We start from the raw sequence: 26,079 nt of genomic DNA, 5'->3' as shown, positions 1-26,079 counted from the left end.
GGACGCCGCGCTTTAAATCGGGCACGGGGCGTTTCAGCGCCCCTCACCAGGCCATTCGAATCAGCTATCGGCCGGGCTGAAATCGTCATGAACGAGATCAGCCCTTACCCACTTCGCTCGCCGGCAGCGACGCTCGACCGGCCAACACCGGGCATCGTGCCGCCACTCTGGCACTGGCTATATTTTCTGCCCGCTATCTCAGCGCGTGAACTCGGTTCACGTTGCGCCGATCATCGATCCGGCGACCACAATCACCAGCACCAGTGCGGCAATCGCGCCGAAACGATAGTCGCGTTGATGCACGAAAGCGCCGAGCATCAGTATCAGACGCATGATCGGGAGGAGGATGAAGAGCGCAATCCCCGCGGTCATGACGTGGGCGGCAACAGCCCCTGTTTCGAAGGGCCAACTGCGCGCCCATGGACCCGGCAGCGCCATGGCAAGTCCCGCAGCAACCGTACTTGCGGCCAGCCACGTCCCATAGTGCAGAAGTCCGGCCAGCCACCGTTCAAGCTCGGCCACGTCCGATTCCGTGCGTCTCATGCCGGAGCGCCGAAAAGGCGAATGCCAAATGCTTCGAGAAGCATCTGTACCGCAAGGACCGCGAGCACGAAGACGAAAAGCACGCGCAACTTGTCGCTCGATACCCGCATGAGGACACGGGCCCCGAGGATCGCGCCCACGACTGATCCGAGCGCCACGGGTGCGGCGATCACGGTCACGATTTCGCCGCGCAGGAAATAGGCGCCGGCACTGGCCGCGGCTGTCACGCCGATCATGAAATTCGAAGTCGCAGAGGAAACCTTGATCGGCAGGCGCAAGGCCATGTCCATGGCCGGAATCTTGAGCACGCCGCTGCCGATGCCAAGCAGCGCTGAAATCAGTCCGGCGCCGTACATCAGGACCATGCCAAGCCCGATGCGATGCACGCGATATTCGATCTCGCGACCGAGCGCGTGATCCGGGTAGCGGGAATCCAGACGCAACGATGCACCCCATGGAGTCGTGCTCGCCGCGGTGACGGCAACGACAGGATCGGAACGCCTCGCAAGCATTTGCTGCGCTGACAGCATCAGGATCACGGCAAAAATGAAATAGAGCAGGGGTACCGGAATGAGACCGCTCATCACCACGCCGGATAACGCTCCTAGCGTCGTGGCGGTCTCCAGAACAATCGCAAGCCGGACATTGGTCAACCGGCCACGAAGAAATGGCGCGGCGCCGCCGCAGGAACACGCGATCACCGAGACGATGCTGGCACCGATCGCGACATGAATGTCGATATGCCCGAACACGGTCAGGATGGGCACGATGAAAATGCCGCTCGCCATGCCCAGCATTCCCCCGAGCGCGCTAGCCCCAAGCGACATGGCAAACAGCCAGAGTGCATGACCTGTATCCATGGCAGATCCCGCGCCGCCCTATCGGCCGTGCGGCTTGCGCCGCGTGAGGCGGGTGACGAACTGGATCTGGTCGCCGCGATAGTGCAACTTCTCATAATCGACGGGACGACCCTGCTCGCTGTACGACGTGCGTTCTATGAGAAAGATCGCGCTACCCGCCTTGACCTCAAGTGCTCGCGCGACAACCTTGTCCGCAGCGACCGCTTCGAGTCGGTACTCCGCTTCCATGAGTGGCGTGTCGTACTTCTGCTCGAGCAACGAGAAGATCGGCTCGACCTCCAGGTCGTTCTCGATGATCTTCTCGCCGAGGTCCTTCGGCAACCATGTCTCATCGAACGATAACGGTGTCCCGTCGGCGATGCGTATGCGCTGGATGTGGACCACCGGCGCACCGGGCTCGAGCGCGAGCTTGCGAGCAACAGGAACGCTCGCGTTTTCAAATTGCTTGACGAGCAGTCGCGCCGTGGGATGGCGGCCATGCACGCGCATATCCTCGACAAATCCGCTCAATTCAGTGAGCTCTTGCGTCAAGCGCGGTTGCGAAACGAACGTGCCCTTGCCGCGGCGGATTTCAATCAATCCCCGGCTGATCAGATTCTGCACCGCCTTCTGAAGCGTGGTCCGGCTTATACCGAACGCCGACAGCAGAGTGGCTTCATTTGGCAATTGCGTTCCCGCGGGGTAAGTCCCGTCTGCAATACGGGACATAAGCGCGGTTTCTACCTGCGCGTAAAGGGGAAGCTGGCTGTCGCGGCTCGTGTTCATAGTGATATCATGACGTCATGACGTCCCTACGTCAAGTCGCGTAAATCGCCACTTCCGGGACACACGGCAACGACTCAGGTCCGTCCGCTTCGGGACAGAATCCGCCCGCCGTCGCCACGGCCAGATCGAGGACGTGATATCAGCAACTGAGCGGAGTCGTCGCGGCCAGATCCCTTCGGTGCGTTTCCGCAAGCATCAGCAGCGCGCCAGTCGAAACGACCGCCGAGCCCACCATGAACCATGCGACGGACGACCCCTTCCCGGTTGCGGAAAGGAGTGCCGTCGTGATGATCGGCGTCGCCGCGCTGCCTAACAGGCCGGAGAGCATGTAACTGACCGACAGGCCCGAGTAGCGAACCTGAGTGCCGAACAGCTCCGCGAGAAAGGTCGCGATCGGGCCGTAGTTGGCGGCGAACGCGGTCATCATCAGCAGGTAGCCCAGCAGCGCGAACGGAAACTCGCGGGTGTCGAGCAGCCAGAAGAGCGGAAACGCCAGCAGCGCCTCGGCAACGATCCCGCCGACGATCACGGGCTTGCGGCCGATAAGATCCGAGAGGCGTCCGAAGGCAGGCAGCATCAGGATGCACAGCGCGCAGGAGATGAGCGCGATAGTCAGCATTGCGCCGCGGGAAAAACCGAGTGTCTGTGTCCCATAGGTCAGTCCGAACGCGACGATCAGGTTGAACGACGTACCAGTCGACATCGTGGCAATGCCCCCGAGCAGTACCTGTTTCCAGTGCTTGCTCAGCAACTCGGCCAGCGGCACCTTGACCTGCGCGTCGGCGTCCTTGACCTTGCGGAACGTCGGTGTCTCCGACGTGTTCAGCCGAACATAAAGCCCGACGAAGACCAGTAGCACGCTGACGAGAAAGGGGATGCGCCAGCCCCATGCGAGCAGGGCCCCATCGGCCAACACCGCGTTGCTCAGCAGAAAAACAAGATTGGCGATCAACGTGCCCGCCGGCACGCCAATTTGCACCCATGAACCATAGAGGCCACGCTGGTTCGCGGGTGCGTGCTCGACTGCCATCAACACCGCGCCGCCCCATTCGCCACCGAGCGCGAGACCCTGCACGATGCGCAGCGTGAGCAGCAGAAGCGGCGCCCAGATACCGATCGACGCATAGTCCGGCAACAGTCCAATGCAGAACGTGGCAATGCCCATCATCACCAGCGACACGAGCAGCATCGACTTTCGCCCTAGCCTGTCGCCGAAATGACCGAAGAGTGCAGCGCCCACGATACGCGCCAGATACGCCGACGCGAACGTGCCAAACGCGAGCAAGGTTCCGATCAACGGCACAGAGCCCGGAAAGAAGACCTTATTGAACACGAGTGCCGAGGCCGTCGCGAACACGAACAGGTCGTACCATTCGACCGTCGTGCCAATGACGCTCGCGACGGCAATTCTCTTCATGCTGTGCTCGGCTTTATCCGTTTCGAAGGTGCCGGCAACGGTGCGGGCTGGATTCATGGGATGCTCCATGGGTAAATTGAGCGCGCGCCGGCTATCCGATCGCCGTCCGCAGAACTGGGCACGGTTCGGGCAAGAGGCGTTGCGGGGCGTATGGGTTCGTATGGGTTCGGTCGGCGGATCCGACCGTCGATTTGAAAGCGCGAAGTCGCGTACTGCGCCGATCGCGCTTCCTGAACTCCGGAGGCGGATACCCGCCGTGGGTCCGCGGGGACTATCTCGTCGACTGCCTGATATACGCAATCACTTCGTCAGCGCTCGACACATCGGCATATCGCCGGCCTACATCGCGCAGATTGTCTCGGTGCGGGCCTTCCTCGATGTCGCCCACACAGTCCTCCGGAACAATCGTGCGGAAGCCCCATTGGAAACTGTCGATAGTCGATGCCCGAATACATCCGCTCGTATTGCAGCCCGTGATGACGACCGTCTCCACGCCCTCCTTGATGAAGTACGGGACTACCGGCGTCTGGAAGAATATCGACGGCCCGGACTTGCAAACCACTACGTCGTAGTCTTCATCGTAGATCTGCGGGTCCAGGGCCGAGCTTGGATGATCGAGTCTGAACTGATCGCGGACAGCGGCCACCTTCCAGTGCGGCATGTCCCGCTCGCTTTTATAAGCGGTGAAACATGTGGCGATGGGTACGTTGTGCAGGCGAGCAACTTTAAGAAGGCGCGCGGTGTTTGCAAGTCCGCGCATGACGAGCGGCGCGCCACCCAGCGGGTATTTCGACTCGGTGAAGGCCAATTGATAGTCCACGACGACGATCCCGACCTTACCTTTCATGCCAATCCCCACCGCTCCATACGAGCGATTTTTGTAGTCATCCATTTCTTCCTCCGTATCAACAGGTTGAATGTCATTGCACGTACGAGTCTACGAGTGCAGAATACGTACACCAATACGTATCGATTACGTACGGAGTCACCCTTACTGCGAGGAGGTGGTATGGACGGAATGCCAGCCGGCGCGCCCGCGTCCGGGCCGATCAACTACGAACAGGTTTTCGCGCACGCGCCGGTCGCGCTGATGGTCACGCGCCAGCGCGTGATATCCGCCTGCAACCGGCAATTTCTGGACATGTTCCGGGCGACCAGCGACGTACTGATCGGCCAGTCGGTCCGAATCCTGTACCCCAACCAGGTGGCATTCGAGCGATTCGGTGCGCGGGTGATTCCGGCGCTGAAGAAGTTCGGTCGAATCACGGAGCCCCGAGCCATGCAGCGGATCGACGGCGAGCTTTTCTGGGTGCATGTCACGGGTGTCAGCGAACACCGGGCCGATCCTTATCGCGAGGCGCTCTGGGTCTTCTCGGAGATGGGCGTTGCCGCGAGTCTGGCGGGTGGTGCAAGTTCGGCCAACAAATTGATCGCAGAGGCCAAAAATTCAATGACCAGGCGCGAGCGCGATGTCGCGGCATTACTCATCCAGAACCAGACCGCGAAGGAAATTGGCATAGCACTGGGTATCAGCCCCCGAACCGTCGAGGTCTTTCGGGGAAAGCTGTTGAAGAAGTTCGACGCTCCCTCGACACACGAGTTGGTCAAGACACTCCTCTCCTGAGGTCGTCCGACGAGAACGAAGTGCTGGTTGATATGGCCGGTGCCGGATTCGAATCGGCCCATTGGGCGATATCGCACACCTCTCACTCATGAATCGAAGTTAATGATGCTTTGAGTTCAGCGCCGGTTTTCGAGTCCGGATGTGGTTAAAGTTCGGTCACACCTACACCACATGAAAGACGGAGACATGAACACCTACCGCATCGCAACCATCCCCGGCGACGGCATCGGCAAGCAAGTCGTCCCCGCTCAGCACGGCGATCTTTCAAGGAGTCTATAAAGATGCGCCGCACTCGAAATGCCAAGATCGTCGCCACACTGGGTCCCGCGAGCACGAGCCGCGAAACCATCGAGTCGCTGTTCAGTGCGGGCGCCGACGTCTTTCGGCTGAACTTCAGCCACGGCACGCACGACGACCATCAGCGCCGTCTCGAAGTCATCCGGTCCATCGAGAAGGACGCGGGTCGGCCCATCGGCGTGCTGCTCGATCTTCAGGGTCCGAAGCTGCGGATCGGCACGTTTTCAAATGGCCCGGTTTCGCTCGTGAAAGGCGCGGCCTTCCGGCTCGATCTCGACGCGACAACGCCCGGCGACGTCACCCGAGTCGCGCTCCCGCACCCCGAAATCTTCGCCGCCCTGAAGGAGCAGACGAACCTCCTGCTCGACGATGGCCGCGTCCAGTTGCGCGTCGAACGGTGCGGGCCGGACTTCGCCGAGACGACCGTGGTCGTCGGCGGACCGCTGTCGGAGCGCAAGGGCGTCAACGTTCCCGATGTGGTCCTGCCGCTCTCCGCGATGACGGAGAAGGATCGCCGCGACCTGGAATTCGGCCTCACGCTCGGCATCGATTGGCTCGCGCTCTCTTTCGTGCAGCGTGTCGAGGACATTCTGGAGGTGCGCAAGATCGTTGGCGACAAGGTCGGGATCGTCGCCAAGCTGGAAAAACCGGCGGCGATCGGCAGCCTCGATGCGATCGTCGACGAGGCGGATGCCGTGATGGTCGCGCGCGGCGACCTCGGCGTGGAGATGCCCGCCGAGCAGGTGCCCGCGATTCAGAAGCGAATCGTTCGCGCATGCCGCAAGGCCGGCAAGCCGGTGATCGTGGCTACGCAGATGCTGGAGTCGATGGTCACGGCGCCGGTGCCCACGCGGGCCGAGGCGTCGGACGTCGCGACTGCCGTCTACGACGGCGCGGATGCGGTGATGCTGTCCGCCGAATCCGCGAGCGGCAGGTATCCCGTCGAGGCCGTGCGGATGATGGACCTGATCATCTCGCAGACCGAACACGACCCGTACTACCGGGAAGTCATCGCGGCGTCCCACGCCGCCCCTCGCGCGAACCCGTCCGATGCGATCGGCTACGCGATGCGCCATGTAACGGGCCTGCTGAATGCCGTCGCGACCGTTGCCTACACCAGCTCCGGTTATTCGGCGCTGCGCATGGCACGTGAACGGCCTTGCGCGCCGATCGTCGGCATGACGCCGCAGGCGGGAACGGCGCGCCGACTCGCGCTCGTCTGGGGTGTGCATCCGGTCGTGTGCAAGGAAGTGGTCGATGCGCTGGAAGTCAGCGAGCTGGCATGCGAGACCGTGCGCGAGGAAGGCTTCGGCACAACGGGCGAGACCGTCGTCATCTCCGCCGGCATGCCGTTCGGCACGCCCGGCACGACCAACCTTCTGCGCATCGCACAGGTCAAGTGAGGCATCGCATGGCACGCATCAAGGATCTTCAGGGATTCGAGCTGCTCGATTCCCGGGGCAATCCCACGGTTGGCAGTGGTGACGCTGCCGTCAACTCTGCCAGCCGAACGCCTGGACGACCCTGATGCGCTGCTGCGTCGTGACCGATGCCCGGATCGCACCTGGCATCGGGAGCTCCAGGCTGTGCCAGTCGCGCCGCGGCACAGCACTCGTTGCGTCCGGCTCCCCGACGAACTCGCAACGCTGTGCCCGCTGCTGGCTCGTCTGACAGGCGCGCACGAAGACCTCGTCCCATGGTTGCGCATCGTTTGCGGATTGCGATCGGGCATCGCCCGCCATCGGACTCGCCAGCCCGACGCCCAGTTTCCCTGCGCTCGCAGCGATCACGATCCAGATGCCCGACTGCCCGATATCCACGGCGAGCGAGCGTCCGTTGCGCGAATTGACCACCGCAATCCGGTCATCGGCCAGATCGGCGATGGCGATGTCCTCGGGCGCGCAGGCCAGCACATGGGACAGCACGAAGCGCACGGTCGCCCGCGCGACCGCGAAGCGCCGGCCGATTGCAGAGGTCGGATACGACCGCATGCGTTTTCGTTCCGCGCTGGTCAGGCACCGGTCCTTGTCCGTCGCGGAAATCAGTCTCCACTCGCCCCGCAGGCGCCAGACAAACAGCTCATGTTGATCGGGAAGGCGAGCCCCTTTGGAACTCGATCTGGAGAATGCGTGGAGGTTCCACTCCACCGTGGAATCGACGTGCTCGAATGGGCTCTCGCTTGCGCTCCGGCTGGGTTGCACGTCGTTGTCCTGGGTGGTTGCTGTCGTTGGTCGGAGGATGCTGGCTCTGGATACGGTCATTCGGATGCGGCGCGAGCGTGGCATCGGTCTTCGATTGACTCTCGATCCTGCAACGGCGCGCCAACGACCAGGATCTGCGTCTGCGAAGCGCCACCGCGGATATTTTGCGCACACAAGACTTAGGAGAAACACAGCATCGCCTCGTTTCGCGATCGCGAACGACGCGCAGGCGGTGGCGGGCGTCACCGCAATGCGCTTGCCGCGTGCGCTTTGCCTGGCCGCGCACCGAGAGCGATGGCACCATCCTTGTGCACCCCTATGCCGCTTTTATGTACCTTGCGAATCACATCGATCCCGCTCCCATGCTTTGGCCTCTTCGAACACCGGCTTCGTCGATGCATATGGCAGAGCAGCATTTGATGCAGTAATCTTTGGCGAGAGCCGGATGGGCGTCGCTTTCGCCACAGGAAGGTTTCATCCGGGCTTCAGGACATCGGATCGCCGCGCAATGACGCGCAGCAGGCGCCGCAATGCCTGCGCCTCAGGCGATCAGCCACAATCTCGGTCAAGCAGGGCGACCTCTTCTGCAAAGGATCGCCATGAATGCATCCACCGGACATGAACCCGGCAGTACCCTGATTTTCGCTCGCTCGCGGACTTGTCCTGTTTTTCGCGGCCGTTGTCCACGCGCGCGTCCCTTTCAGGCTCGCGCGTGGCGGGCGGCGTGGATTGCCTGCGTATGGCTCGCGGTGTCGAGCCTGGTTCTGGCGACACCGCGCGTGACGCTGGCAGCGGGTACGCCTCTGTCCGCCGGGCTGCAGCGTCTCGTCGACGGCACCAAGGGCGCGTCGGCGCCGTCTGCTTCGACGGCGCAGGCCGCATCCGCGCCGTCCGCTGCCAGTCAGGCCGAGCTGGCGCGCTCGCTGGACAACCTGATCGGCACGCTCGACAACGACGCACAGCGCACGGCGCTCGTATCGCAGCTAAAGAAGCAGCGTGACGCCGCACAGGGCGCAACACAGGGCACCGCGCAGGGCGTGGCGCCCGAAGTACCCGCGGAGCCCAAACGCGATTTGCTGGGGACGATTGCCTCAGGCATCGCATCGGTCGAGGCGAATCTGAACGAGGGCCGCACGCCTCTGCACTACTGGTCGGGCCGCGCGCGCGCGGCCGCGAGCGAGTTGAAGGCGATCGTCGCCGGGGAGCGGGGGGAGCCGTTCGGCCAGGTGATTCTCGGAATGCTGGTTACGCTCGCCGCCTGGGGCGCCTGCGCTGCCATCCTGTTCTACGGGCAGCGGCGCATCCGTGCGCGCTATCGCTGGGATGTCTCGCTGGTGCCCAATCCGACATCGCTCGAACTGCTCAGCTTCGGACTGCGGCAGACGGGCCCATGGATCGCCGCATTCCTCGCGGTGCTGCTGTTCGTCGGGGCCAGGTCCGATGCGCTCGGCTACACGCTCGGGCTCGTGATGGCGTATTCGATCGTCGCGGGCGCGGTCTTCTCAGCCCTCTGCACGATTGTGTTCTCGGTGTTCGGCACGGCACACCGGCGCGTCGCGGTACAACTGCTGCTGCCGCGCGCCCGCTCGCTGCTGTTCGTGATCGGCGCATGTGGCGCGCTCGGAGACGCGGCTTCGAATCCCGACGTGACCCAACTGCTCGGCGCGAACCTGGCCGGACTCGTATCGACGTTCGCCAACATGGCGGCTGCCATTTCGAGCGCGTACTTCGCACTCGCGTATCGCCGGCCGGTCGCTCACCTGATCCGCAATCGCGCCTATATCCACCGGCATGATCACAAGCTGGCCACGGAGGCGCTCGAAATCCTCGCGTCGCTCTGGCACATACCCATCCTGTTGATCGCAATCGCCGCGATCATCGCGATGATCGACGGGCGTGGCATGGAGGGGGGCGTCCTGCAACCCTCGCTCGTCAGTGCGCTGCTGCTCGTGCTCACGCTGTTCCTGTCGGCCCTCCTGCTTCATCTGACGCGTGCACGGAACAGCCGGGCACAACGCCGCACGCCGCATCTGATGAGGCTGCTGCGCTTCGGTGGCATGCTGCTGATCTTCGGGATATGGCTCGCGTACATCCGGTTCGAACTGGACCTGTGGAGCGGCCCGGTCGCGCGGCTCCTCAAGCACGGTGCGATGACGCCGGGCGTCAAGTACACGTTGATCGCGCTCACGACGACCGTATTCGGTGCGTGGTTCGTGTGGATTCTGATCGATACGATCATCCTCGAAGCACTGAGCCCGAGCAGCGCGCGCGCCAAGTCACTCGATCCGGGCGTGCGCGGGCGCACGATATTGCCGCTCGTGCGCAATGCAATGTTTGTCATTGTTGTCACGATCGCCGCGTTCGTCGTTGCCGCGAGCCTCGGCGTCAATCTGACACCGTTGCTTGCGGGCGCGGGCGTGATCGGTCTCGCAGCCGGGTTCGGGGCGAAGTCGCTGGTCACCGATCTGATCACCGGCCTCTTCATCATTGCCGAAGAGACGATCTCGGTTGGCGACTGGATCGACATCGACGGCGGCCATGCCGGCACGGTCATAGACCTGACGATCCGCACGGTCCGCCTGCGGGACGGGCAAGGTGCGATCCATACCATTCCCTTTTCGCAGATCAAGATCGTGAAAAACCTGTCCCGCGACTTCGCCTACGCGGTATTCGAAGTACGGGTAGCGTTTTCGGTCGAGATGGACGAGGTCAGGCGCCTCATTGTCGAAGTGGGCGCCGAAATGATGGCCGATGCCCGTTTCCGCAACGAGATACTCGGGCCTGTCGAGGTGTGGGGACTCGACCGGTTCGACGCCAACTGGATGCTGGTCAAGGGGCAGTTCAAGACGCGGCCGTTACAGCAGTGGAGCGTGGCGCGCGCGTTCAACGAGCGGCTCAAGCGCAAGATGGACGACGCGGGCATCGAGATTCCCATGCCGCAGATGCAGGTTCACACGTTGCAGAAACCGGCGGGCGGATCGCCGATGCCCGACAACGTGGAAGACGACGAGAGTCGAGGCGTCTACGGTGCGGATGTCGCTATCGGCTACAAGACCGGCACCACAACGCCTTCCGCCGCGCACGTGCAAGAGCCGCCCCGCACACGGCCTGCCGCCGGTTGAACATCCTGGCTGGCCTCCGGTTCTCGCATCCGGGCTGCGTGGACTGCGATCTCCCTTTTTCTGCGTTGCGCATGCGTCGTGATGCGGCGCAGCCGGAGCCGAAGCACAGGAAGTGCTTTCGCCACAGGGTGTGACCTCGATGGCAGGCCGGACTCGCAACCGCGAGGCCGACCGCCCAGCGTGAGTACACGAGGCCGTGCTACTTCTTCTGTATCTTCCACTCGCCGCTTCCCGTCCTGCATACGTTGGGCGTCCAGGACTGGGACTGCCCTTTTGCGTTCGCGACCAGCGTCACGTGCCGGCAGGTCACGTCACCGTGTTTCGTCGTATCTCGCGGCGTGACGGTGCCTTTGATGCTCACAGGATTGCCCGTTCCCGCGTTGCTCCAGTCGAGCGACTCCCCGTCCTGCTTCGTGTTGAGCGCCACCTGTGCCGCGCTGTTCAGCGCCTGGCGGTCCTCTTTTTTCATGTAGGTAAGCGGCGTGTCGTTGAGGAAGCTGAGATTGTGGGCCCATGACGGCGATCCCCACGCAACCAGCACCACACCCGCAATCAAGCCAGCAAAGCCGCGCGTCACCGCGCGAGATGTCATCGACATGGACAGCCTCCACAAGGTTGGAATTCTCGTCGTGTGAACGGGTTGCGAGGCCAGATCGATCGGTTGGCCCGATGCTTCATCAACTGTCGTCCACGTCCGGCGCGCGATTCGCTGCGGGCCCGGTGCCTTTACGCGCATACCCTCTCTCCCGCGAAGCTCAGAGGAGCCGCGCCGCCTCATCGAACATGTTGCCTGTCGGAAGCAGGTCCGTGCGGGCAAAGCGCACGATTGAAAACGCCCGCGTCTCCTGCAATGGCCCCGGAATCCGCGCCAAAGGGAACTCGATTTCGTCGCCCGGCTGCGAGCTTGCATCGGTCATCACGACATTCATCTTGTCGAGGCGCAATCGCTTTACGTCGACGTGAATGCGCGAAGCCGGCGCCGCGAGCACATCGTGAACGTGATCGAACTTTCGTTCGAGTGCGTCCATCGGCAATCCGAGGTTTTCGAGGTTACGGCTGTTTTCCTCGATCCGCGCCTGCAGCCGGGCGAGCTCGCCGACATCCACCGCAGGCTCGCCGCCGAGAACCGCACTCATACCCGCGCCCTGACGCTCGAGCAATTGAAGCCGCGTCCTGAGCAGCGCACGCTCCTCCTCGAGCACTTCTCTTCGCGAAGCGTCGTCGGCGACGCCCTGCAGGCCGTCGAGCACCAGCTGGTCCACGACACGTCGCACGATGTCGTCCCGCAGTTCAGCGTCCGTGCGGGCACAAATCCTGACCCGGTGATCGCTGAAGCTGACCGTCGTCTGGACCACGTCCGGACGGGCGTGTTCCCCCACTTGCGCGACACCCAGCACGCGGCGCTCGATCATCGCCATGCTGAGCACCGCATATGCGTGCGTCATGTCCGGATTGTCAGCGAAAAAGGCCCGCATGTCGTGCGAGCGGCTGAATACGAGCGCTACGTCGTCTGGAATCGCAAAGAAAGCGTGGATACAGGCATCCGATGACCATGAAGCGGCATTGGCATCTCGCGATCCGGGCAAGGAGGCCACCAGCCTTCCGACATGGTCGATGCACGTTCCGACAGCGGGCGCCATGCGGGCACGGTACTTTTGAACCAGCGCAAGCTGCGGGTCGAGATGCACGATTCGATTCAGCGTCGCCGTCACCCGCTCGTCAGCGGGTTGCGCACTCGCGCGCTCGTTGCGCTTCAGCCAACCGAAAATGCCCACATTGTGTCTCCTGACGGGCCGGCCAATCTTTGCGGGACGGCACTACGTGCACCTGGATCGTTCGGTTCTTCCAAAACAGGTTCCGTATCCACAACTTCAAGCCGCGCAGCACGTGCGGTCGCATGTCCGATCGTTCTACACAGTTCGGTCCGAGTTTTCAAGCCCCCCGGCGTCTTCCGGAGAATGCTCGCGGGCGCAGTGCGCTGCCTTCAAACCATTCTCACTCATTCGTCCGAGGCTTGCCCGATCCTGATTCCGTCAACCTGAGCAAGGTCCACGGGTCCGCTGCCATATGAAGCCCCGGCTGGCCATCCCCATTCCCTTGCCGATTGTGCATACGGGTCAGGACTCGGCCCCGTTCGACACTGTAACTTCATGGCACATCAATACCGAAAGCGCGCGTCCAATATGGCGGCGATTGTGGTATAGACCATCTGTGCACTTGCATCGACAGTTCTTTGAGGTGATGGAAACGGCCAACCGGTAACGACGTACTTGGACATGCCAAAATCCAAACGCTCCTTATCTCGTCGCAAAACAACGCCCGCATGGTGTGCCCTCACCTTCGTCCTCTACGGCACAGTCCACGCGCAGACCACACCCAATGCACCTCCAAGCCGGGAAGTGGTGGGTGCAAACGTCAAGGGCCACGCCGACGCGGTCCTGGCCGTCATGACGTATACAACCGTCCCGGATGTCACGACAAGTTCGCTATCGATCAACAGCGGCGCCACTGGAAATCCCGGATTTGGTCAGACGCAACTGGGGGGCGGCTTTACGATCAGCCGCACCTTTCCGCTCTATCTGGAAGGCACGGTAGCCTATAGCCGCTACGATCCGACCTTCATCGCAACCGACGGGTCCACACAGCGGCCGCTTCCCGCCAAATGGAATACCGCCAGTACGACAATCGGTATCGGCTGGGATTTCCCCATTACTGACGAACTGCGGTTCAGACCGATCCTCAACGGCACGCTGGGCCGCGTGGCGAGCGACCTGAGAGTGGCGCAGTCGATCATCAATCGTGCAAAGGACGCGAACCTCCAGTTTCTGGAGGATGGCGCGCTCAACGCGTACGGCTATGGCGGATCGCTCATGCTCGACTATGAGCGTTACCGGGAAAGCTATGAAATCGATGTCGAACTGCGTGCCACCGACATCTACTTGCGCAGTTTCGGCAGTTCCTCCGAGGCTGTTCAAGGTTCGGCGACGGCACAGCAATTCAGCCTGTGGGCAAGATGGCGCGCGCCGACGGGCCTTCACGCCCTCGACAAACCCGTACGCTACGTGCTGGAAACCGCCTATTCGCATTACTTCGGCGAGAGTGCCGGCGTGCTCGGCTTCAATGACCTCACATCGCTCGGGGTCGGTCTCGAACTCGACAGCAGCAAGTACCCCGTGATCGTCACGCGCACCCGCGCGATGGTGCGGTACGTCTTCGGACACAACGTACACGGTGTGTCGTTTGGATTCGCCATGAGTTTCTAGCCGGACATGTCATTTACGGCATGCCCGCACGAGCCGAAATTCCAGCGCGGCGGGTCGATCGCTTATTCGATCGCTTCTTCGATGCCCGCCTCGCCTTCACAAAAGCGTTCCGTGCTTTTCCTGGTCACGCATGCGCCGCCGGCAGCAAAGCGCAAGTGCGTTGATGCGAATGGTCCTCGTTTGACCGGTCAAAGCCGGTGCGCCATCGTGGTGCCTTTTCGTCCACGCGGCGTGGTGCATCAAGGGGACACCTTTGCCCACCCGGGGTCGGGGTCGAACGATGTCATCGCTGCCGCCTGCTTTGCACTTTCGGGGCCGAGGTCGCGCTCGTAGACCTGCCCGTCATGACTGACCATGAAGCTCTTGATGCCGGTATCTCCGTAGCGGGCGGGCCAGGCAATGACGGCGAAGCCGCCGAACAGCTTGCCGTGCGCAACATAGTCATAGGCGCCGCCCGGGGCATGCGAGCCTTGCGAGGTCAGCAGCTTGTAGTGGTAGCCGTAGTAGCCCGGCTGCGCGGGATTGCGCGTGCCCGCCGTCATGAAGGCAGCGCCAAGGGGGCTCGGCTTGTCATCGGGGCCTGTCGGCCAGTACAGACCATCCCGCTTGCCGGGCGAACTCGACAGCTTCCTCGCATAGGAAAGCACGCCACTGCCGTCGTGGTCCGTCATGGCGTATTCGCGCTGCGCATCGTAGACCGCCAGCATCGTCTGGATAACGGCAAGCTCGTTGCGCCCGATGCGGCGCAGGCGCATTTCCTCGGCCCCGGTCCGCGTGTCGAAATGCCAGCCCTTTGAAGTCTTCACGAGCGGGATGGGCAGTGTCCAGCCGTCGTTGCCTACCGCGATGTCGACATGTTCGCTGTCCTTCGGCCGAAGCGCGTGAGACGTGTCCCAGGCCGTCAGGAAGCGGCTCCGGATTTCGGCACCCACAGGCGGGATGATCTCCCGAAAGTTGGCACCCAGCAAAGCCTTCAGCGTGGCCTCGTCGTTGTTGGCAACGGCATTGCCGAACGAGGTCATTGCCTCTTCCGGGGACCTGAACTCCTTCTGCGCATGGGCAGCCGCGGGCGACCCGAGGCCGAGCACAAGCGCCACGGCAACTGAACTGCTGATGGCGGCGAGCCGGGCCGCGGAAAATCGTAGTCGTGCCTGCATGCTTGTGTCTCCCTAGCGCCTACGTCCGCCACCGCCCCCTCGCATCCCGCCGCCACCGCCGCCACCGCCTCCCCTGCCGAAGCTCGAAGACTGCATGCTGGATTGGCCGCGGTTGAAATCGCGCTGCGAGGCGCCACCGGCACCCACACCCTGGAACGCATTGTCGCGACCGGCGCCTGCGTAGCCTCCGCCACCGCCTCCCGCACCGGGCCGGTCGGAACCCGCCGCGCGATTGCCGGCATTGGCAGTACTCCCTTCACGGCCACGGCTACCGACGCCGGCACCAGCACCGGCACCAACACCGGCATTGTTGGCTCCGCCCCCCCGGTTGCCCGCCCCCGCGTTGTTGGTGCTGCCCGCGCGATTGCCCGCGCCAGCCCGGTCGGCTACGGCGGTGCGGTCGCCCGTGCTGCCGGTGCGGCCACGGAAGTCGCCGCGCGCGTCGGCTCCGGGGGTATTCCTTGCAAATTTCTCGCGGGATGCGTTGTCCCGGTAGGCGACGCCCTGGCGATGGCTCGAGTCATGCTGCCATTTTCCACCCTCGACCTTGGTCCGATCGAAGTTGCGATCGATATTGGTTGCCTTGTTGACGTTGATATTGACGTCCCCACCGCCCCAGTTGCAGTTTCCGAAGATGGCTCCCGCGGCGGCAAGGCCGATCCCCCAGGCAAATCCGGTGGCAAGCGCGGCGCCGGGATAGTAAGCCGGCGACGGCGGCCAGTAATACGGAGGATATGACGGATAGCTCCACGCGCCGTACACGACCGTCGGGTTGTAGGCCGGCACGTAGATCACCTCAGGGTTCGCCGGTTCGATGCGCACAATGGTCTGCGTGACTTGCCCGCCAGCGGGCGGAGGCTCCACGATCACCTTCTGTTGTTCATTGGACTTCAGGTTGCCCGATTCCTGAGCGCGTGCGCGCAGTCGCTGCACCGCAGCGAGCACGTCCTTCTCCTGCGCGAGGAACGCGTCGCCGAGCTTCTGTGTCCAGTCGAGCTTGTCGTTCATCGGCTCGAGGATTTGCGGAAACGCGACCAGCGATTTCACGCTCACATCCCACGGCTGATTCTCTACCGCCTTCACCGCTGCATCGCCCGTGATTTTCGGATTCGCCTTGACCCAGCGCGCGGCATGCACGATTTCCAGCGGATAGGTCGAAGCCATCAGAACCTGGGATAACACTGAGTCCGGATAGAGTGCGATCGGCGCAACCAGAGCCTCTATTTCTTCGGGCTTGAAGGTCGGTGGCGGCGGCTCACCCTGCGCGCTTACGCCGCGAGAATTCATCATCAGCGCTACGAGGAACCACATACAGACCGCGAGAGACAGTCGGTCACTCCACCGGGTCATGGCTGCTCCTTCCAACGTGTCACGATGCCAGATTACGCGCGGATTTCATATTGCCGTTGCAGGTTCCTGAAAAATGGCTATCCGTGTTTCTGTCGCAGTGTGGCTTTAAATAAATGTTAGACCATCGCAGGCCTCCTGGGGAGAGCAAAGCCGCGATCGCTGCTCGCGCCACATGTCCCCGGCAACACGCGGTTTCGCCAATGCCCCGGTCCGTCACGTGGCATGTGCATGACGAGCCATAGGCGCCAGGCGATTCCAAAGCCTGTCAATTCACCCACCGCGACAGCACGAGGACATAAACCGCCGACGCAGCGAGCTGCACCACGGTGATGGGCAGACCAAAGCGCAGGAATGTCGAGAATGTGAGCGCCCTGCCATGGCGCGCGCAAATGCCGGCGGACACGATGTTGGCGGACGCGCCGATGAGCGTGGCGTTCCCGCCCAGCGTCGCGCCGAACATCATTCCGACGAACACCGGAATCGTGGCCGCGGGCCACTGGGTGAAGCTGGCGCTCAGTGCGGCATCGGGCACGGCTTCGGCTGCTACCAGGTAGCCTTTCACGACCAGGATCGACGCCGCGGCGACGGGCACGTTGGCGAGCACGGCCGAAAGCAGCCCGATACCGCCTATCAGCGTCAACGCAACCAGCGTCAGTTCGGTACCAAACACTGCATAGAGCTTGAGCGCCAGCTGCGGCAGCAGCCCCGTCTTCGCCACCGCCTGGACGAGGCAAAAGATGCAGCCCAGAAACAGGAGCGTCTTCCAGTCGACGTCGCGCAAGACGTTGTCGGTAGGCTCGACCTTTGCGGCAAAGCCCACCAGCAGGGCCAGCGCGCTCGCGATCATCGCGACCATCGGAGGCACGACACGCGTCGGCAGACGCTCGCCAAGAACGAACAGGACGATCATCGTCGCGAGTACCGCAAGCGCGCATGCGGCGTAGACCGGCCGGCCGAGCCGCGCGTGAGCAATCCGGGGAGGAAGCGGCCGGCGCAGACGCCAGATGTCGCGCATCAGCCACGGCAACAGCGGCACGATGACGAGCAACGCCAGGACGCCGCCAAGGCTCACGCGCCGCAGATATTCGCCAAAGCTCATGCCGATCGAGCTGCCGATCAGAAAGGTCGCCGGATCGCCCACCAGCGTCAGCAGCCCGGCGGCGTTGCTGACTATCGCGGTCAGCACCATCGGCCCGACGATGTCTGCTTCGAGCGCGGTCGCAACCCGGATGATGATGGGCGCAAGCAGGATGACCGTGGTCGCGTTGGGCAGGAACGCGCATATGGGCGCGACCAGCGCCATCAAGAGGAGAAGGAACCGCTTGCCGCTGCCGCCTGTCGCGCGCAGATAGATGTCGCCGATCAGTTCGAAGAGACCCGTGGTTGACAGGATGCGCGCGACCACCATGCCGCCGAAGAGCAGACTGAGCGGCCCTCCGGAAATGCTCGTTGCGCTCAGCAGGTCGTCTTCGTTCAATATGCCGAGCGCGATCAGCACGCACACGCCTATCAGCGCGGCCACGGCCATGTCCACGATGTTGAACGCGATCGCGAGGATCACCGAGGCGAACACCCCGAGCACGATATAGATCTGCAGTTCGCTCATGAGCGCGCCCCGGCGAACTAGCGCACAGGTGGCGCATACATCAGGCCACCCTGTGTCCATAGGCGGTTGAGCCCGCGATCGAGACCGAGCGGGCTCTGCGCACCGAGGTTGCGCTCGAAGATCTCGCCATAGTTCCCTACGCTCAGGACCGCGCGCTCGACCCAGCCCGGTTCCACTCCGATCGCGATGCTCACATCGGCCCCCGGCTCCAGCGCTCTCGCAATTGCCGGATCGCGCATGCGCTCCTTCACGTTCCCCTGCGTAACGCCGTACTCTTCGGCGGCAATCAGGGAGAACAGCACCCAGCGAACCAGCATCACCCACATTTCGTCCGTGGCCCGGACGACCGGCCCGAGCGGTTCCTTGGCAATCCGCTCAGGCAGGATTACATGCTCCTGCGCACGGCCAGTGACAAGCAGACGAATAGCGGAAAGGTGGGCGGCATCGCCCGTATAGGCGCTGCAAAGCCCTTTGAAGTAGGCGCTCGCCACTTCGCTAGGCGAATCGAGCACGAGCGGCTTTATGCTCAGCTTCCTGGCGGCGAAGTAGTCCGCGAGGTGCACCTCGCTCGATGTGCCCTTTTCGACGCACACCGTTGTGCCGTCGAGACCCGCGACGCTCGTCACCCCGGATTTCTTCGGGACCATGAAGGCCTGCCCGTCATAAAAGAGGATGCCGGGAAATCGCACGTCCAGCGTACTCTCCCGAGTCAGTGTCCACGTCGTGTTGCGACTGAGCAGGTCGACACCGCCGGTGCGCAACGCGGGGAACCTGGCCGAAGCCTTCAGCGGAACGAAGGCGACGCGCTCCGCGTTGCCCAGTGCCACGGCCGCTACCGCGTGGCAGAATTCCACGTCGATGCCCGCCCAGCGCCCCGCTGCGTTCATGGCCGAGAACCCCGCCACGCCTTCGCTCACCCCGCAGCGCAGGACGCCGCGCGCTTTGGCCTGAGCCAGCGTGTCTCCACGCGCGGCCTCAGCCGGCAGATCGACGATCATCAGGAGCGGCAAGGACAACAACAGCAGGCGAATGATGTTGCGGCGAATGAGAGCCATGAACACCCCGGAAACCCGACTTCAGCTAGATGCTTCTTATGATCCAGCCACGAGGCTGGACGTCTATTGCCGTGTCAATCGGTGTTTGCATCTCAGGTACGCACGGCGCGAATCGTTCTTGCCAGGGACAAGAACGCCGGCCGGTCACGCTTCATCCGCATGGCAGGCGCGCCGACAATGCACAGTTCAGGAGCGATGCCTCGCGAACGGGAGTTCCATGTATACAGTTATAGGCGATCTCCGTCACGCGACAAGGGATTGCCAACTGAGCGCACCTCGTGAGGGCGCCGCGCTGCCGTCCGTTGCCCCGGGCACGGTCGAGCGCGATACCGGACTGGCGCAACGAGACGAATCGCAAGCCTGACGTCTCACGGTTTCCTTGGGAAGTGCGATCGAACAAACCGCATGTAAATGAACATTTAATCCCTTCCGAGCACCGTTCTTCTTGCGGTAGTGACACGGGCAAGTCGGCCGTGCCGCTCGCGGAGCGCACGAAAGTCACGGTTAGCGCGGGCGCTGTCGCCGTGATTCTCGATGACAATGACTGACGCCGGCGTACCCGGATCTCCGTGCGCCAGGCGGCGATGAAGGTCCCGTTCCCGAAGCGGCAGAGGTAGCCCGGTTAATGCAGGATCTTCGCCAGGAAGTCCCTCGCCCGCTCCGACTTCGGATTCGAGAAGAACTCATCCTTTCGTTCATCCTCGACGATCACGCCGCCGTCCATGAAGATCACGCGGTGCGCGACCTTCTTCGCAAAGCCCATCTCATGCGTGACACACATCATCGTCATGCCGTCCTCTGCGAGTTCGACCATCACGTCGAGCACTTCGTTGATCATCTCCGGGTCCAGCGCCGAGGTGGGCTCGTCGAACAGCATCGCGACCGGGTCCATCGAAAGCGCGCGCGCAATCGCCACGCGCTGCTGCTGGCCGCCCGAGAGCTGGCCCGGATATTTGTCGGCGTGAGCGCGCAGACCCACGCGATCGAGCAGCGCCATGCCTTTCGCATTCGCTTCGTCCCTGCAACGGCCGAGCACCCTGGTCTGCGCGAGAGACAGGTTTTCGGTAATCGACAGGTGCGGAAAGAGTTCGAAATGCTGGAATACCATGCCCACTTTCGCGCGCAGCTTCGAGAGATTGGTTTTCCTGTCGCCGACGGACGTGCCGTCGATCCTGATCTCGCCCTTCTGGAACGCTTCGAGACCGTTCACCGTCTTGATGAGCGTCGACTTGCCCGAACCGGACGGACCGCACACTACCACCACTTCGCCCTTCCTCACTTCCGTGGTGCAGCCGGCAAGCACCTGAAAATCGCCGTACCACTTTGAAACATTGCTCATGGAAATCATCTGGAAACCTCGTCAAGGTCATGCCACGCCGGCCGCCACGCCTGGTCGGGCGTCGCGACTGGCGGCCGTCTCAGCGGTGCCGTCCGGTCTGATACCTGCGCTCCAGCAGGCGCGCGTACCAGGTCAGCGGAAAGCACATCATGAAATACAGCATCGCGACCATCCCATAGATGGGAAACGGCCGGAACGCCGTATTGGTGATCATCGATCCGGTCTTGGTCAGTTCGACGAAGCCGATGATCGATGTCAGCGCCGTGCTCTTGACCACCTGCACGAGAAAGCCGACGGTCGGTGCCAGCGCGATCCGCAGCGCCTGCGGCCACACGATGTAGCGCAACTGCTGGCCATAGGTCATGCCGAGACTCGCACCGGCATCCCACTGGCCCCGCGGAACCGCTTCGGCACAGCCGCGCCAGATGTCGACGAGACAGGCGCTCGTGTAGAGCGTCAGCGTCACGGCCGCGGCGATCCACGGCGAGACTTCGATCCCGAGCAACGGCAAACCGAAGAAGCCGAGAAACAGCTGCAGCACGAGCGGCGCGCCCTGGAACAGTTCCACGTACCACTGCACCGCATGCTGGAGCGCACGGCGCTTCGACAGGCGCATCATCAGCAGCACGATCCCGACCGCACCTCCGCCCGCGAACGCGATCAGCGACAGCAACACGGTCCAGCGCGCCGATACCAGCAGGTTGCGTGCGATGTCCCACAGGGTAAATTCGCTCATCGCTTTCTCCCCGCAAAAAGGCCGGAGCCGAAATGGTTCAGCATGCGCCGCAGCAGCATCGCGAGGCCCAGATAGATTGCCGTGATCACCAGATAGATTTCAAACGCCCGGAAGTTGCGCGACTGAATGAAGTTGGCCGCATAGGTCAGATCCTGCACGGATATCTGCGACACGACGGCCGACCCCAGCATCACGATGAGGACCTGCCCCAGCAGCGCGGGAAACACGTTTGCGAGCGCCTGCGGCAGCACGATGTGCCGAAACACCCGCCGGCGCGGCAATCCGAGCGCGATGGCCGCCTGGAACTGTCCGCGGGGAACCGATTCGATTCCGGCCCGGACGATTTCGGTCGCATACGCGCCGAGGTTGAGGGTCATCGCGAGCACCGCTGCCTGCATTTCGTCGATGTGCAAGCCAAGACTCGGCAGCCCGAAAAACACGAAGAAGAGCTGCACGAGGAACGGCGTGTTGCGAATCAGCTCGACGTACGCGCCGACCAGCGCGCGCGACCAGCGGGGGCCCGCGGTGGCGAGGACGGCGCCGGCTACGCCCAGCGCCCCTCCGAGCACCGTGGCCGCCGCCGTGAGCCCCAGCGTGATCATCACACCGCGCGCAAGCACTTCCGCGTACGTGTGCAGATCACTGAAATCAAATGCATAGCTCATGTTGGTGTGCAGGTTTGTGGGTAACGAAGCCTTAATGGGGCGCGCGGGGCGCGCGGGCCGCGATCAGCTTGCACGCGTGCGCGGGCAATTCCGCGACCACGGCCATGCCCGTCGTGAGTCCCGGCGTCTCGCGCGGCGTGGTTGCAGCGGTGAGCGTGAATCCGGCGCACTCGATCGTCGCTTCGAGCGTGGCGCCGACATCGCGGATGAAAGTCACCTTCCCTGCGAGATGATTGCCGCTCACGTCAGACGAAGCAGGTTTGACGCAGACGTCTTCCGGACGAATCAGAAGCCGTATCTCATCCGTGGGCACGGACGCGACGCGTGCCGGATCGGCCACGACGATCTGCTGACCACCCGGCAGGCTGACTCCGCCGCGCCCGTCGTGCGTGGCGGGAAGAATGTTGCCGAGCCCGATGAAGTCGGCGACGAACTCGCTGACCGGATTGCGATAGATGTCGAGCGGCTTGCCCACCTGCGCGATACGGCCCCTCTCCATCACGACCACCTCGTCGGCCATCGTCATTGCCTCGCGCTGATCGTGCGTCACCATGATCGTCGTGATGCCGAGGCGCTGCTGCAGCAGGCGGATTTCGACCTGCATCGCCTCGCGCAGCTTGGCGTCGAGCGCGGACAGCGGCTCGTCGAGCAGCAAGAGCTTCGGCGACGACGCGATCGCCCGCGCAATCGCCACGCGCTGGCGCTGCCCGCCTGAGAGCTGCGTGACGGGCCGGTTTGCCATGTGCGGCAACTGGATCAGTTCGAGCAGTTCCGCGACGCGGCGCGTCTGCCCATTCCTGTCGATCTTGCGCAGCCGCAGCGGATACGCGATGTTCTCCGCGACGCTCATATGCGGAAACAGCGCGAGCGACTGGAACACCATGCCGAAGTCGCGCCGGTTCGCGGGCACGCCGGTGATGTCCCTGCCGGCGAACATCACGTGGCCGGAGGTGGGCGTCTCGAGCCCGGCCACGATGCGCAGCAGGGTCGTCTTGCCGCAGCCGGACGGCCCGAGAAAGCAGACGAGTTTGCCGTCGGGCACGCTGAGGTCGACATCGTCGACGGCACTTGCGCCGTTGAAGCGCTTCGTCACGGACTGCAAGGTCAGATGAGTCATGGTCATTCCTTTGGATGGCGCGAAAACGGAGCGCGGCGGGTTGTCAGAGGGCAACGCCTTCGTCGCCGATCAGCTTTTCGAGCACCCAGATCAATGCGAAGTCGATCGCCACGATGAACACCGCGAACGAGAACACTGTCGGATCGAGCGACGACACGGTGCGGCTATAGAGCCACACGGGCAGCGTCATCGTGTTGATGCCGTACAGGAAGAACGTCACGGTGAACTCGTTGAACGAGATGATGAAAGCGAACAGCATGCCGGCAAGGATGCCTGGCTTCATCAGCGGCAGGACCACATCGAACAGCGCGCGGCGCGGGCTCGCACCCATCACGCAGGCGGCTTCCTCGAATTCCGGGCCGATCGCCGCCACCGATGCCGCGCAGTTCTTGACGGTGAACGGCAGCGCGAGGATCACGTGCGCGATGATCAGCCTGAACACGCCGAGTTCGACGGGCAGCACGTTGAAGACGAGCAGCAGCGACAGCCCGAGCATCACGAGCGGATACACGAGCGGCAGCGCCACCAGTTGCTCGACCGCCGGCTTGCCGCGAAAGCGGTAGCGGCTCAGCGCATACGCGGCGGGCACCGATACCAGCGTCGCGATGAACATCGTCGCGATCGCAACCGTCAGGCTCGTGGTGAGTGCGCTGCCCATCGAGAGCACGTCGCTCGCATCGGGAGAAACAAACGTGTGCCACGCGGCGCGATACCAGCGCAGGCTGTACTCGTGCGGCGGAAAGTCGAGCATGTCCGATGCGCTGAACGACATTGCGATCATCGTCAGGATCGGCAGCGCGGCGAGAAACAGCACGACCGTGGCCAGCAGAGTCGACATCCTGCCGAGGCGGCCGGGCATCGTCATCGGCAGGCGAAACGTGCGCGAAGCTGCGACAGTGCTCATGCTTTCGACCCCTCTTCCAGACGTTGTGTGCGGCGCACGAGCCGCTGGGAAATCGCCATCACGACGAGCGTCGCCACCATCAGCACGAGGCCGGATGCGGAAGCCGCCGGCCAGTTCAGCAGCGGCGCGACCTGATCGTGGACGAGGACGGCCAGCATCGGCACGCGTCGTCCGCCGAGCAGCAGCGGCACCGCGAACGCGCTCGCGTTGTACGCGAAGACGAGCAGCGCGCCCGACACGAGCCCGGGCATCGCAAGCGGCAGCATCACGTGGCGCAGTGTCTGCAGGCGTGTCGCGCCCAGTGTCGCGGCGGCTTCTTCATACGAGCGGGACACGGCGCGCATCGCGCTCGAAAGCGGCAGCACGGCAAGCGGAAAGGCCGTCTGGATCAGCCCGAGCAGCACGCCGTGCTCGCGATAGAGCCACTGCACCGGGCGATCGATCAGGCCGCCCGCGATCAGCGCGTGGTTGAGCAAGCCAGCCGGCCCGAGGATCACGAGCCACCCATAGCCCTGGAGCAGCAGATTCACGAGCAGCGGCAGCAACACGCCCGCCAGCAACAGGCGGCGGGCCAGCCGCGACTCGGTCCGCGCCATCGCCAGCGCGACCGGAATCGCGAGCAGCACCGCGCACACCATGCTCTGGAACGCGAGCCGCATGGTGAGCCACAGCGATTTCAGAAAGTAGCCGTCGGCGAGATCGGCGTAGTTCTGTAGCGTGAAGCCGTGCCACTCGTTGCCCGCGGTGCCGAAGCTCATTCGCAGCACCACGAGCGCCGCGGCCACCAGCACGGCGAGAAACGCGAGGATCGGCGCGAGCAGGAGCCACGGACGTGCCTTCGCGAGCGCACCACCCGATGCGCTCGCGGGCAGTTCGTCGGGGGCGCCGGCGCGCCGGGAGGAAAGCGCGGGCATCATGGTCATGCCGCGAAGATTTCGGTGTAGCGCTTGATCCACGCCGGCTGCACGACGGCGAGCGCCTTGTCGTCGTGAAGGAACGCCTTTTCAGCGATCTGCTGCGGGCTCGGCACGAATGCGCGGCTCTCGGCCGGAATCTGCGCTTTCGAATTCACCGGGCCGTTCAGCACGTCGGCGGCCATCCTGCCCTGCACGCCTGCATCGATGGAATGATTGATGAACGCATGGATCAGATCCAGGCTGCCGGGATGGGCTTTCGGAATGACGGTGAACATCAGTTGCGTGGCGAACCCTTCCTTCATGCCGTAGGTCACGCCCATCTTGTATTCGGGCTTGCGGATCTGCGCGGGAAAGAACGCCGGCGAATAGATGCCCCCGATATCGAGCGAACCGGTACGGAACAGGTCGGCCACCTGATTCGGATTTTCGCCGAGCGTCATCACGCGATCTTTCAGCAGCGCGAGCTTCTTGAAGCCCGGTTCGATGTTCTGCTGCGAGCCGCCGGCGAGCTTGGCCGCAATGATCGCGAGATCGACCGCTTCGGCCCATTCCGGCGGCGGCAGGAAGAGACGGCCGGCATACTTGGGGTCCCACAGCGCTTCGTATGAAGACGGCGGCGTCTTGACCGTCGCGGTGCTGTAGATCAGGCCGTCGGACCACAGCAGGTAGCCGACGCCGAAGCCGTTCGCCCCAGTGCGGTATTGCGCGGGAACGTCCTTCAGATTGGGCAGCTTGTCCAGATCGGGCTTCACGAGCAGTCCCGCGTCGCCGAGACCGGCGGCACCCACGCCCGCCAGCGTGATGACGTCATAGGTCGGACGCTCCCCCGCCGCCTTCACTTTTGCGACCATGCCGGAGGTTCCGTCGGCACGGTCGGCGATCACCTTCGCGCCGGTCTTCTCGGTGAACGTTGCGGCGATGTTGCGCAGTGCGGCCGCACCGGTGTCGTCGGACCAGGTCAACAGCCGCAGCGTCTGCCCGGCGAACTTGCGTTCCTGCGCATTCACGTTGATGAACGGCATCGGCAGCGTGGACGCCGCCAGCGCCGCACCGATCCTCCTGATTGCCTGCCGCCTCTTGATATCCTGCATGGCCGTCTCCCGTTTTGAATGATGCGACCGTGGTCCGACTGAGATCCACC

23 protein-coding genes are annotated in these 26,079 nt (G+C 63.4%); 4 read left to right on the top strand and 19 right to left on the bottom strand.

What is annotated here, in order from left to right; all coding sequences use genetic code 11:
* Positions 1-216: 216 nt before the first annotated feature.
* The 5 genes from BG61_RS39765 to BG61_RS16860 form a co-directional block, all read right to left on the bottom strand.
* On the bottom strand, positions 217-522 hold the full coding sequence (locus BG61_RS39765; protein ID WP_232256358.1) for a DUF1634 domain-containing protein: 306 nt from the start codon (positions 520-522) through the stop codon (positions 217-219).
* Between the two features lie 17 nt (positions 523-539).
* A complete protein-coding gene (locus BG61_RS16875) occupies positions 540-1,403 on the bottom strand; it encodes a sulfite exporter TauE/SafE family protein (RefSeq protein ID WP_035936674.1) in 864 nt (287 codons plus the stop codon).
* A gap of 18 nt (positions 1,404-1,421) precedes the next feature.
* A complete protein-coding gene (locus tag BG61_RS16870; protein ID WP_035936675.1) occupies positions 1,422-2,168 on the bottom strand; it encodes a GntR family transcriptional regulator in 747 nt (248 codons plus the stop codon).
* Positions 2,169-2,307: 139 nt separating this feature from the next.
* Positions 2,308-3,885 carry an MFS transporter gene (locus BG61_RS16865; protein WP_232256360.1) on the bottom strand — a complete coding sequence of 526 codons (1,578 nt, stop codon included), beginning with the start codon at positions 3,883-3,885 and terminating at the stop codon, positions 2,308-2,310.
* On the bottom strand, positions 3,857-4,477 hold the full coding sequence (locus BG61_RS16860; protein WP_035936678.1) for an isochorismatase family protein: 621 nt from the start codon (positions 4,475-4,477) through the stop codon (positions 3,857-3,859). The genes BG61_RS16865 and BG61_RS16860 overlap by 29 nt, the downstream gene beginning before the upstream one ends.
* 117 nt (positions 4,478-4,594) lie before the next feature.
* Between BG61_RS16860 and BG61_RS16855 the strand changes: the two genes are divergently transcribed.
* A complete protein-coding gene (locus BG61_RS16855; RefSeq protein ID WP_051672580.1) occupies positions 4,595-5,209 on the top strand; it encodes a LuxR C-terminal-related transcriptional regulator in 615 nt (204 codons plus the stop codon).
* A 281-nt stretch (positions 5,210-5,490) separates the two neighbouring features.
* A complete protein-coding gene (pyk, locus tag BG61_RS16850) occupies positions 5,491-6,909 on the top strand; it encodes a pyruvate kinase (protein WP_035936680.1) in 1,419 nt (472 codons plus the stop codon).
* A 90-nt stretch (positions 6,910-6,999) separates the two neighbouring features.
* On the opposite strand, the gene BG61_RS41935 is transcribed toward pyk, so the two are convergent.
* Complete coding sequence (locus BG61_RS41935; protein WP_129572237.1) at positions 7,000-7,767, bottom strand: hypothetical protein; 768 nt, start codon at positions 7,765-7,767, stop codon at positions 7,000-7,002.
* 689 nt (positions 7,768-8,456) lie between these two features.
* On the opposite strand from BG61_RS41935, the gene BG61_RS16840 reads away from it, so the two are divergent.
* A complete protein-coding gene (locus BG61_RS16840) occupies positions 8,457-10,829 on the top strand; it encodes a mechanosensitive ion channel family protein (RefSeq protein ID WP_370818092.1) in 2,373 nt (790 codons plus the stop codon).
* Between the two features lie 199 nt (positions 10,830-11,028).
* Here the strand turns inward: BG61_RS16840 and BG61_RS16835 are convergent, their stop codons facing one another.
* Positions 11,029-11,427 (bottom strand): RT0821/Lpp0805 family surface protein, encoded by a 399-nt coding sequence (locus BG61_RS16835; RefSeq protein WP_035936682.1) that lies wholly within the window; start codon positions 11,425-11,427, stop codon positions 11,029-11,031.
* Positions 11,428-11,584: 157 nt separating this feature from the next.
* Positions 11,585-12,604 (bottom strand): hypothetical protein, encoded by a 1,020-nt coding sequence (locus tag BG61_RS16830; protein WP_035936684.1) that lies wholly within the window; start codon positions 12,602-12,604, stop codon positions 11,585-11,587.
* Between the two features lie 501 nt (positions 12,605-13,105).
* On the opposite strand from BG61_RS16830, the gene BG61_RS16825 reads away from it, so the two are divergent.
* A complete protein-coding gene (locus BG61_RS16825) occupies positions 13,106-14,092 on the top strand; it encodes a hypothetical protein (protein ID WP_051672578.1) in 987 nt (328 codons plus the stop codon).
* A gap of 239 nt (positions 14,093-14,331) precedes the next feature.
* Here the strand turns inward: BG61_RS16825 and BG61_RS16820 are convergent, their stop codons facing one another.
* The 11 genes from BG61_RS16820 to BG61_RS16770 all read right to left on the bottom strand — a co-directional run bounded on the left by BG61_RS16820 (position 14,332) and on the right by BG61_RS16770 (position 26,029).
* Positions 14,332-15,249, bottom strand: a complete 918-nt coding sequence (locus tag BG61_RS16820) for a DUF2950 domain-containing protein (protein WP_035936689.1) — start codon at positions 15,247-15,249, stop codon at positions 14,332-14,334.
* A gap of 12 nt (positions 15,250-15,261) precedes the next feature.
* Positions 15,262-16,599: a DUF3300 domain-containing protein gene (locus BG61_RS16815; protein WP_035941745.1), complete on the bottom strand. Its 1,338-nt coding sequence runs from the start codon at positions 16,597-16,599 to the stop codon at positions 15,262-15,264.
* A 265-nt stretch (positions 16,600-16,864) separates the two neighbouring features.
* A complete protein-coding gene (locus BG61_RS16810) occupies positions 16,865-18,205 on the bottom strand; it encodes an ArsB/NhaD family transporter (RefSeq protein ID WP_035936701.1) in 1,341 nt (446 codons plus the stop codon).
* A gap of 17 nt (positions 18,206-18,222) precedes the next feature.
* Positions 18,223-19,260, bottom strand: a complete 1,038-nt coding sequence (locus BG61_RS16805; RefSeq protein ID WP_035936704.1) for an amino acid ABC transporter substrate-binding protein — start codon at positions 19,258-19,260, stop codon at positions 18,223-18,225.
* A 622-nt stretch (positions 19,261-19,882) separates the two neighbouring features.
* Positions 19,883-20,608: an amino acid ABC transporter ATP-binding protein gene (locus tag BG61_RS16800; RefSeq protein ID WP_035936707.1), complete on the bottom strand. Its 726-nt coding sequence runs from the start codon at positions 20,606-20,608 to the stop codon at positions 19,883-19,885.
* A gap of 70 nt (positions 20,609-20,678) precedes the next feature.
* Positions 20,679-21,335, bottom strand: a complete 657-nt coding sequence (locus tag BG61_RS16795; protein WP_035936710.1) for an amino acid ABC transporter permease — start codon at positions 21,333-21,335, stop codon at positions 20,679-20,681.
* Positions 21,332-22,000: an amino acid ABC transporter permease gene (locus BG61_RS16790; RefSeq protein WP_081868096.1), complete on the bottom strand. Its 669-nt coding sequence runs from the start codon at positions 21,998-22,000 to the stop codon at positions 21,332-21,334. The genes BG61_RS16795 and BG61_RS16790 overlap by 4 nt, the downstream gene beginning before the upstream one ends.
* 31 nt (positions 22,001-22,031) lie before the next feature.
* A complete protein-coding gene (locus tag BG61_RS16785; protein ID WP_035936840.1) occupies positions 22,032-23,117 on the bottom strand; it encodes an ABC transporter ATP-binding protein in 1,086 nt (361 codons plus the stop codon).
* 43 nt (positions 23,118-23,160) lie between these two features.
* The gene (locus tag BG61_RS16780) at positions 23,161-24,021 is read right to left on the bottom strand and encodes an ABC transporter permease (RefSeq protein WP_035936712.1); all 861 of its coding nucleotides are present in this window, start codon (positions 24,019-24,021) and stop codon (positions 23,161-23,163) included.
* Positions 24,018-24,944 (bottom strand): ABC transporter permease, encoded by a 927-nt coding sequence (locus tag BG61_RS16775; RefSeq protein WP_035936714.1) that lies wholly within the window; start codon positions 24,942-24,944, stop codon positions 24,018-24,020. The genes BG61_RS16780 and BG61_RS16775 overlap by 4 nt, the downstream gene beginning before the upstream one ends.
* Positions 24,941-26,029 (bottom strand): ABC transporter substrate-binding protein, encoded by a 1,089-nt coding sequence (locus BG61_RS16770; RefSeq protein ID WP_035936715.1) that lies wholly within the window; start codon positions 26,027-26,029, stop codon positions 24,941-24,943. Before BG61_RS16770 ends, BG61_RS16775 begins: the two co-directional genes overlap by 4 nt.
* Between the last annotated feature and the right edge of the window lie 50 nt (positions 26,030-26,079).

It is taken from the genome of Caballeronia glathei, assembly GCF_000698595.1.
Classification (GTDB): Bacteria; Pseudomonadota; Gammaproteobacteria; order Burkholderiales; family Burkholderiaceae; genus Caballeronia; species Caballeronia glathei.
The sequence above is the reverse complement of the archived record's forward strand: the minus strand, read 5'-3'. Positions and strand labels throughout refer to the sequence as shown.

Excerpts from the sequence above, each read along its gene's own strand:
- BG61_RS16810 (WP_035936701.1), bottom strand. The coding sequence starts at position 18,205 with ATGAGCGAACTGCAGATCTATATCGTGCTCGGGGTGTTCGCCTCGGTG.
- BG61_RS16860 (WP_035936678.1), bottom strand. The coding sequence starts at position 4,477 with ATGGATGACTACAAAAATCGCTCGTATGGAGCGGTGGGGATTGGCATG.
- BG61_RS41935 (WP_129572237.1), bottom strand. The coding sequence starts at position 7,767 with ATGACCGTATCCAGAGCCAGCATCCTCCGACCAACGACAGCAACCACC.
- BG61_RS16775 (WP_035936714.1), bottom strand. The coding sequence starts at position 24,944 with ATGACCATGATGCCCGCGCTTTCCTCCCGGCGCGCCGGCGCCCCCGAC.
- BG61_RS16790 (WP_081868096.1), bottom strand. The coding sequence starts at position 22,000 with ATGAGCTATGCATTTGATTTCAGTGATCTGCACACGTACGCGGAAGTG.
- pyk (WP_035936680.1), top strand. The coding sequence starts at position 5,491 with ATGCGCCGCACTCGAAATGCCAAGATCGTCGCCACACTGGGTCCCGCG.
- BG61_RS16805 (WP_035936704.1), bottom strand. The coding sequence starts at position 19,260 with ATGGCTCTCATTCGCCGCAACATCATTCGCCTGCTGTTGTTGTCCTTG.
- BG61_RS16785 (WP_035936840.1), bottom strand. The coding sequence starts at position 23,117 with ATGACTCATCTGACCTTGCAGTCCGTGACGAAGCGCTTCAACGGCGCA.
- BG61_RS16875 (WP_035936674.1), bottom strand. The coding sequence starts at position 1,403 with ATGGATACAGGTCATGCACTCTGGCTGTTTGCCATGTCGCTTGGGGCT.
- BG61_RS16855 (WP_051672580.1), top strand. The coding sequence starts at position 4,595 with ATGGACGGAATGCCAGCCGGCGCGCCCGCGTCCGGGCCGATCAACTAC.
- BG61_RS16815 (WP_035941745.1), bottom strand. The coding sequence starts at position 16,599 with ATGACCCGGTGGAGTGACCGACTGTCTCTCGCGGTCTGTATGTGGTTC.
- BG61_RS16820 (WP_035936689.1), bottom strand. The coding sequence starts at position 15,249 with ATGCAGGCACGACTACGATTTTCCGCGGCCCGGCTCGCCGCCATCAGC.
- BG61_RS16800 (WP_035936707.1), bottom strand. The coding sequence starts at position 20,608 with ATGATTTCCATGAGCAATGTTTCAAAGTGGTACGGCGATTTTCAGGTG.
- BG61_RS16770 (WP_035936715.1), bottom strand. The coding sequence starts at position 26,029 with ATGCAGGATATCAAGAGGCGGCAGGCAATCAGGAGGATCGGTGCGGCG.
- BG61_RS16795 (WP_035936710.1), bottom strand. The coding sequence starts at position 21,335 with ATGAGCGAATTTACCCTGTGGGACATCGCACGCAACCTGCTGGTATCG.
- BG61_RS16870 (WP_035936675.1), bottom strand. The coding sequence starts at position 2,168 with ATGAACACGAGCCGCGACAGCCAGCTTCCCCTTTACGCGCAGGTAGAA.
- BG61_RS16780 (WP_035936712.1), bottom strand. The coding sequence starts at position 24,021 with ATGAGCACTGTCGCAGCTTCGCGCACGTTTCGCCTGCCGATGACGATG.
- BG61_RS16825 (WP_051672578.1), top strand. The coding sequence starts at position 13,106 with ATGCCAAAATCCAAACGCTCCTTATCTCGTCGCAAAACAACGCCCGCA.
- BG61_RS16835 (WP_035936682.1), bottom strand. The coding sequence starts at position 11,427 with ATGTCGATGACATCTCGCGCGGTGACGCGCGGCTTTGCTGGCTTGATT.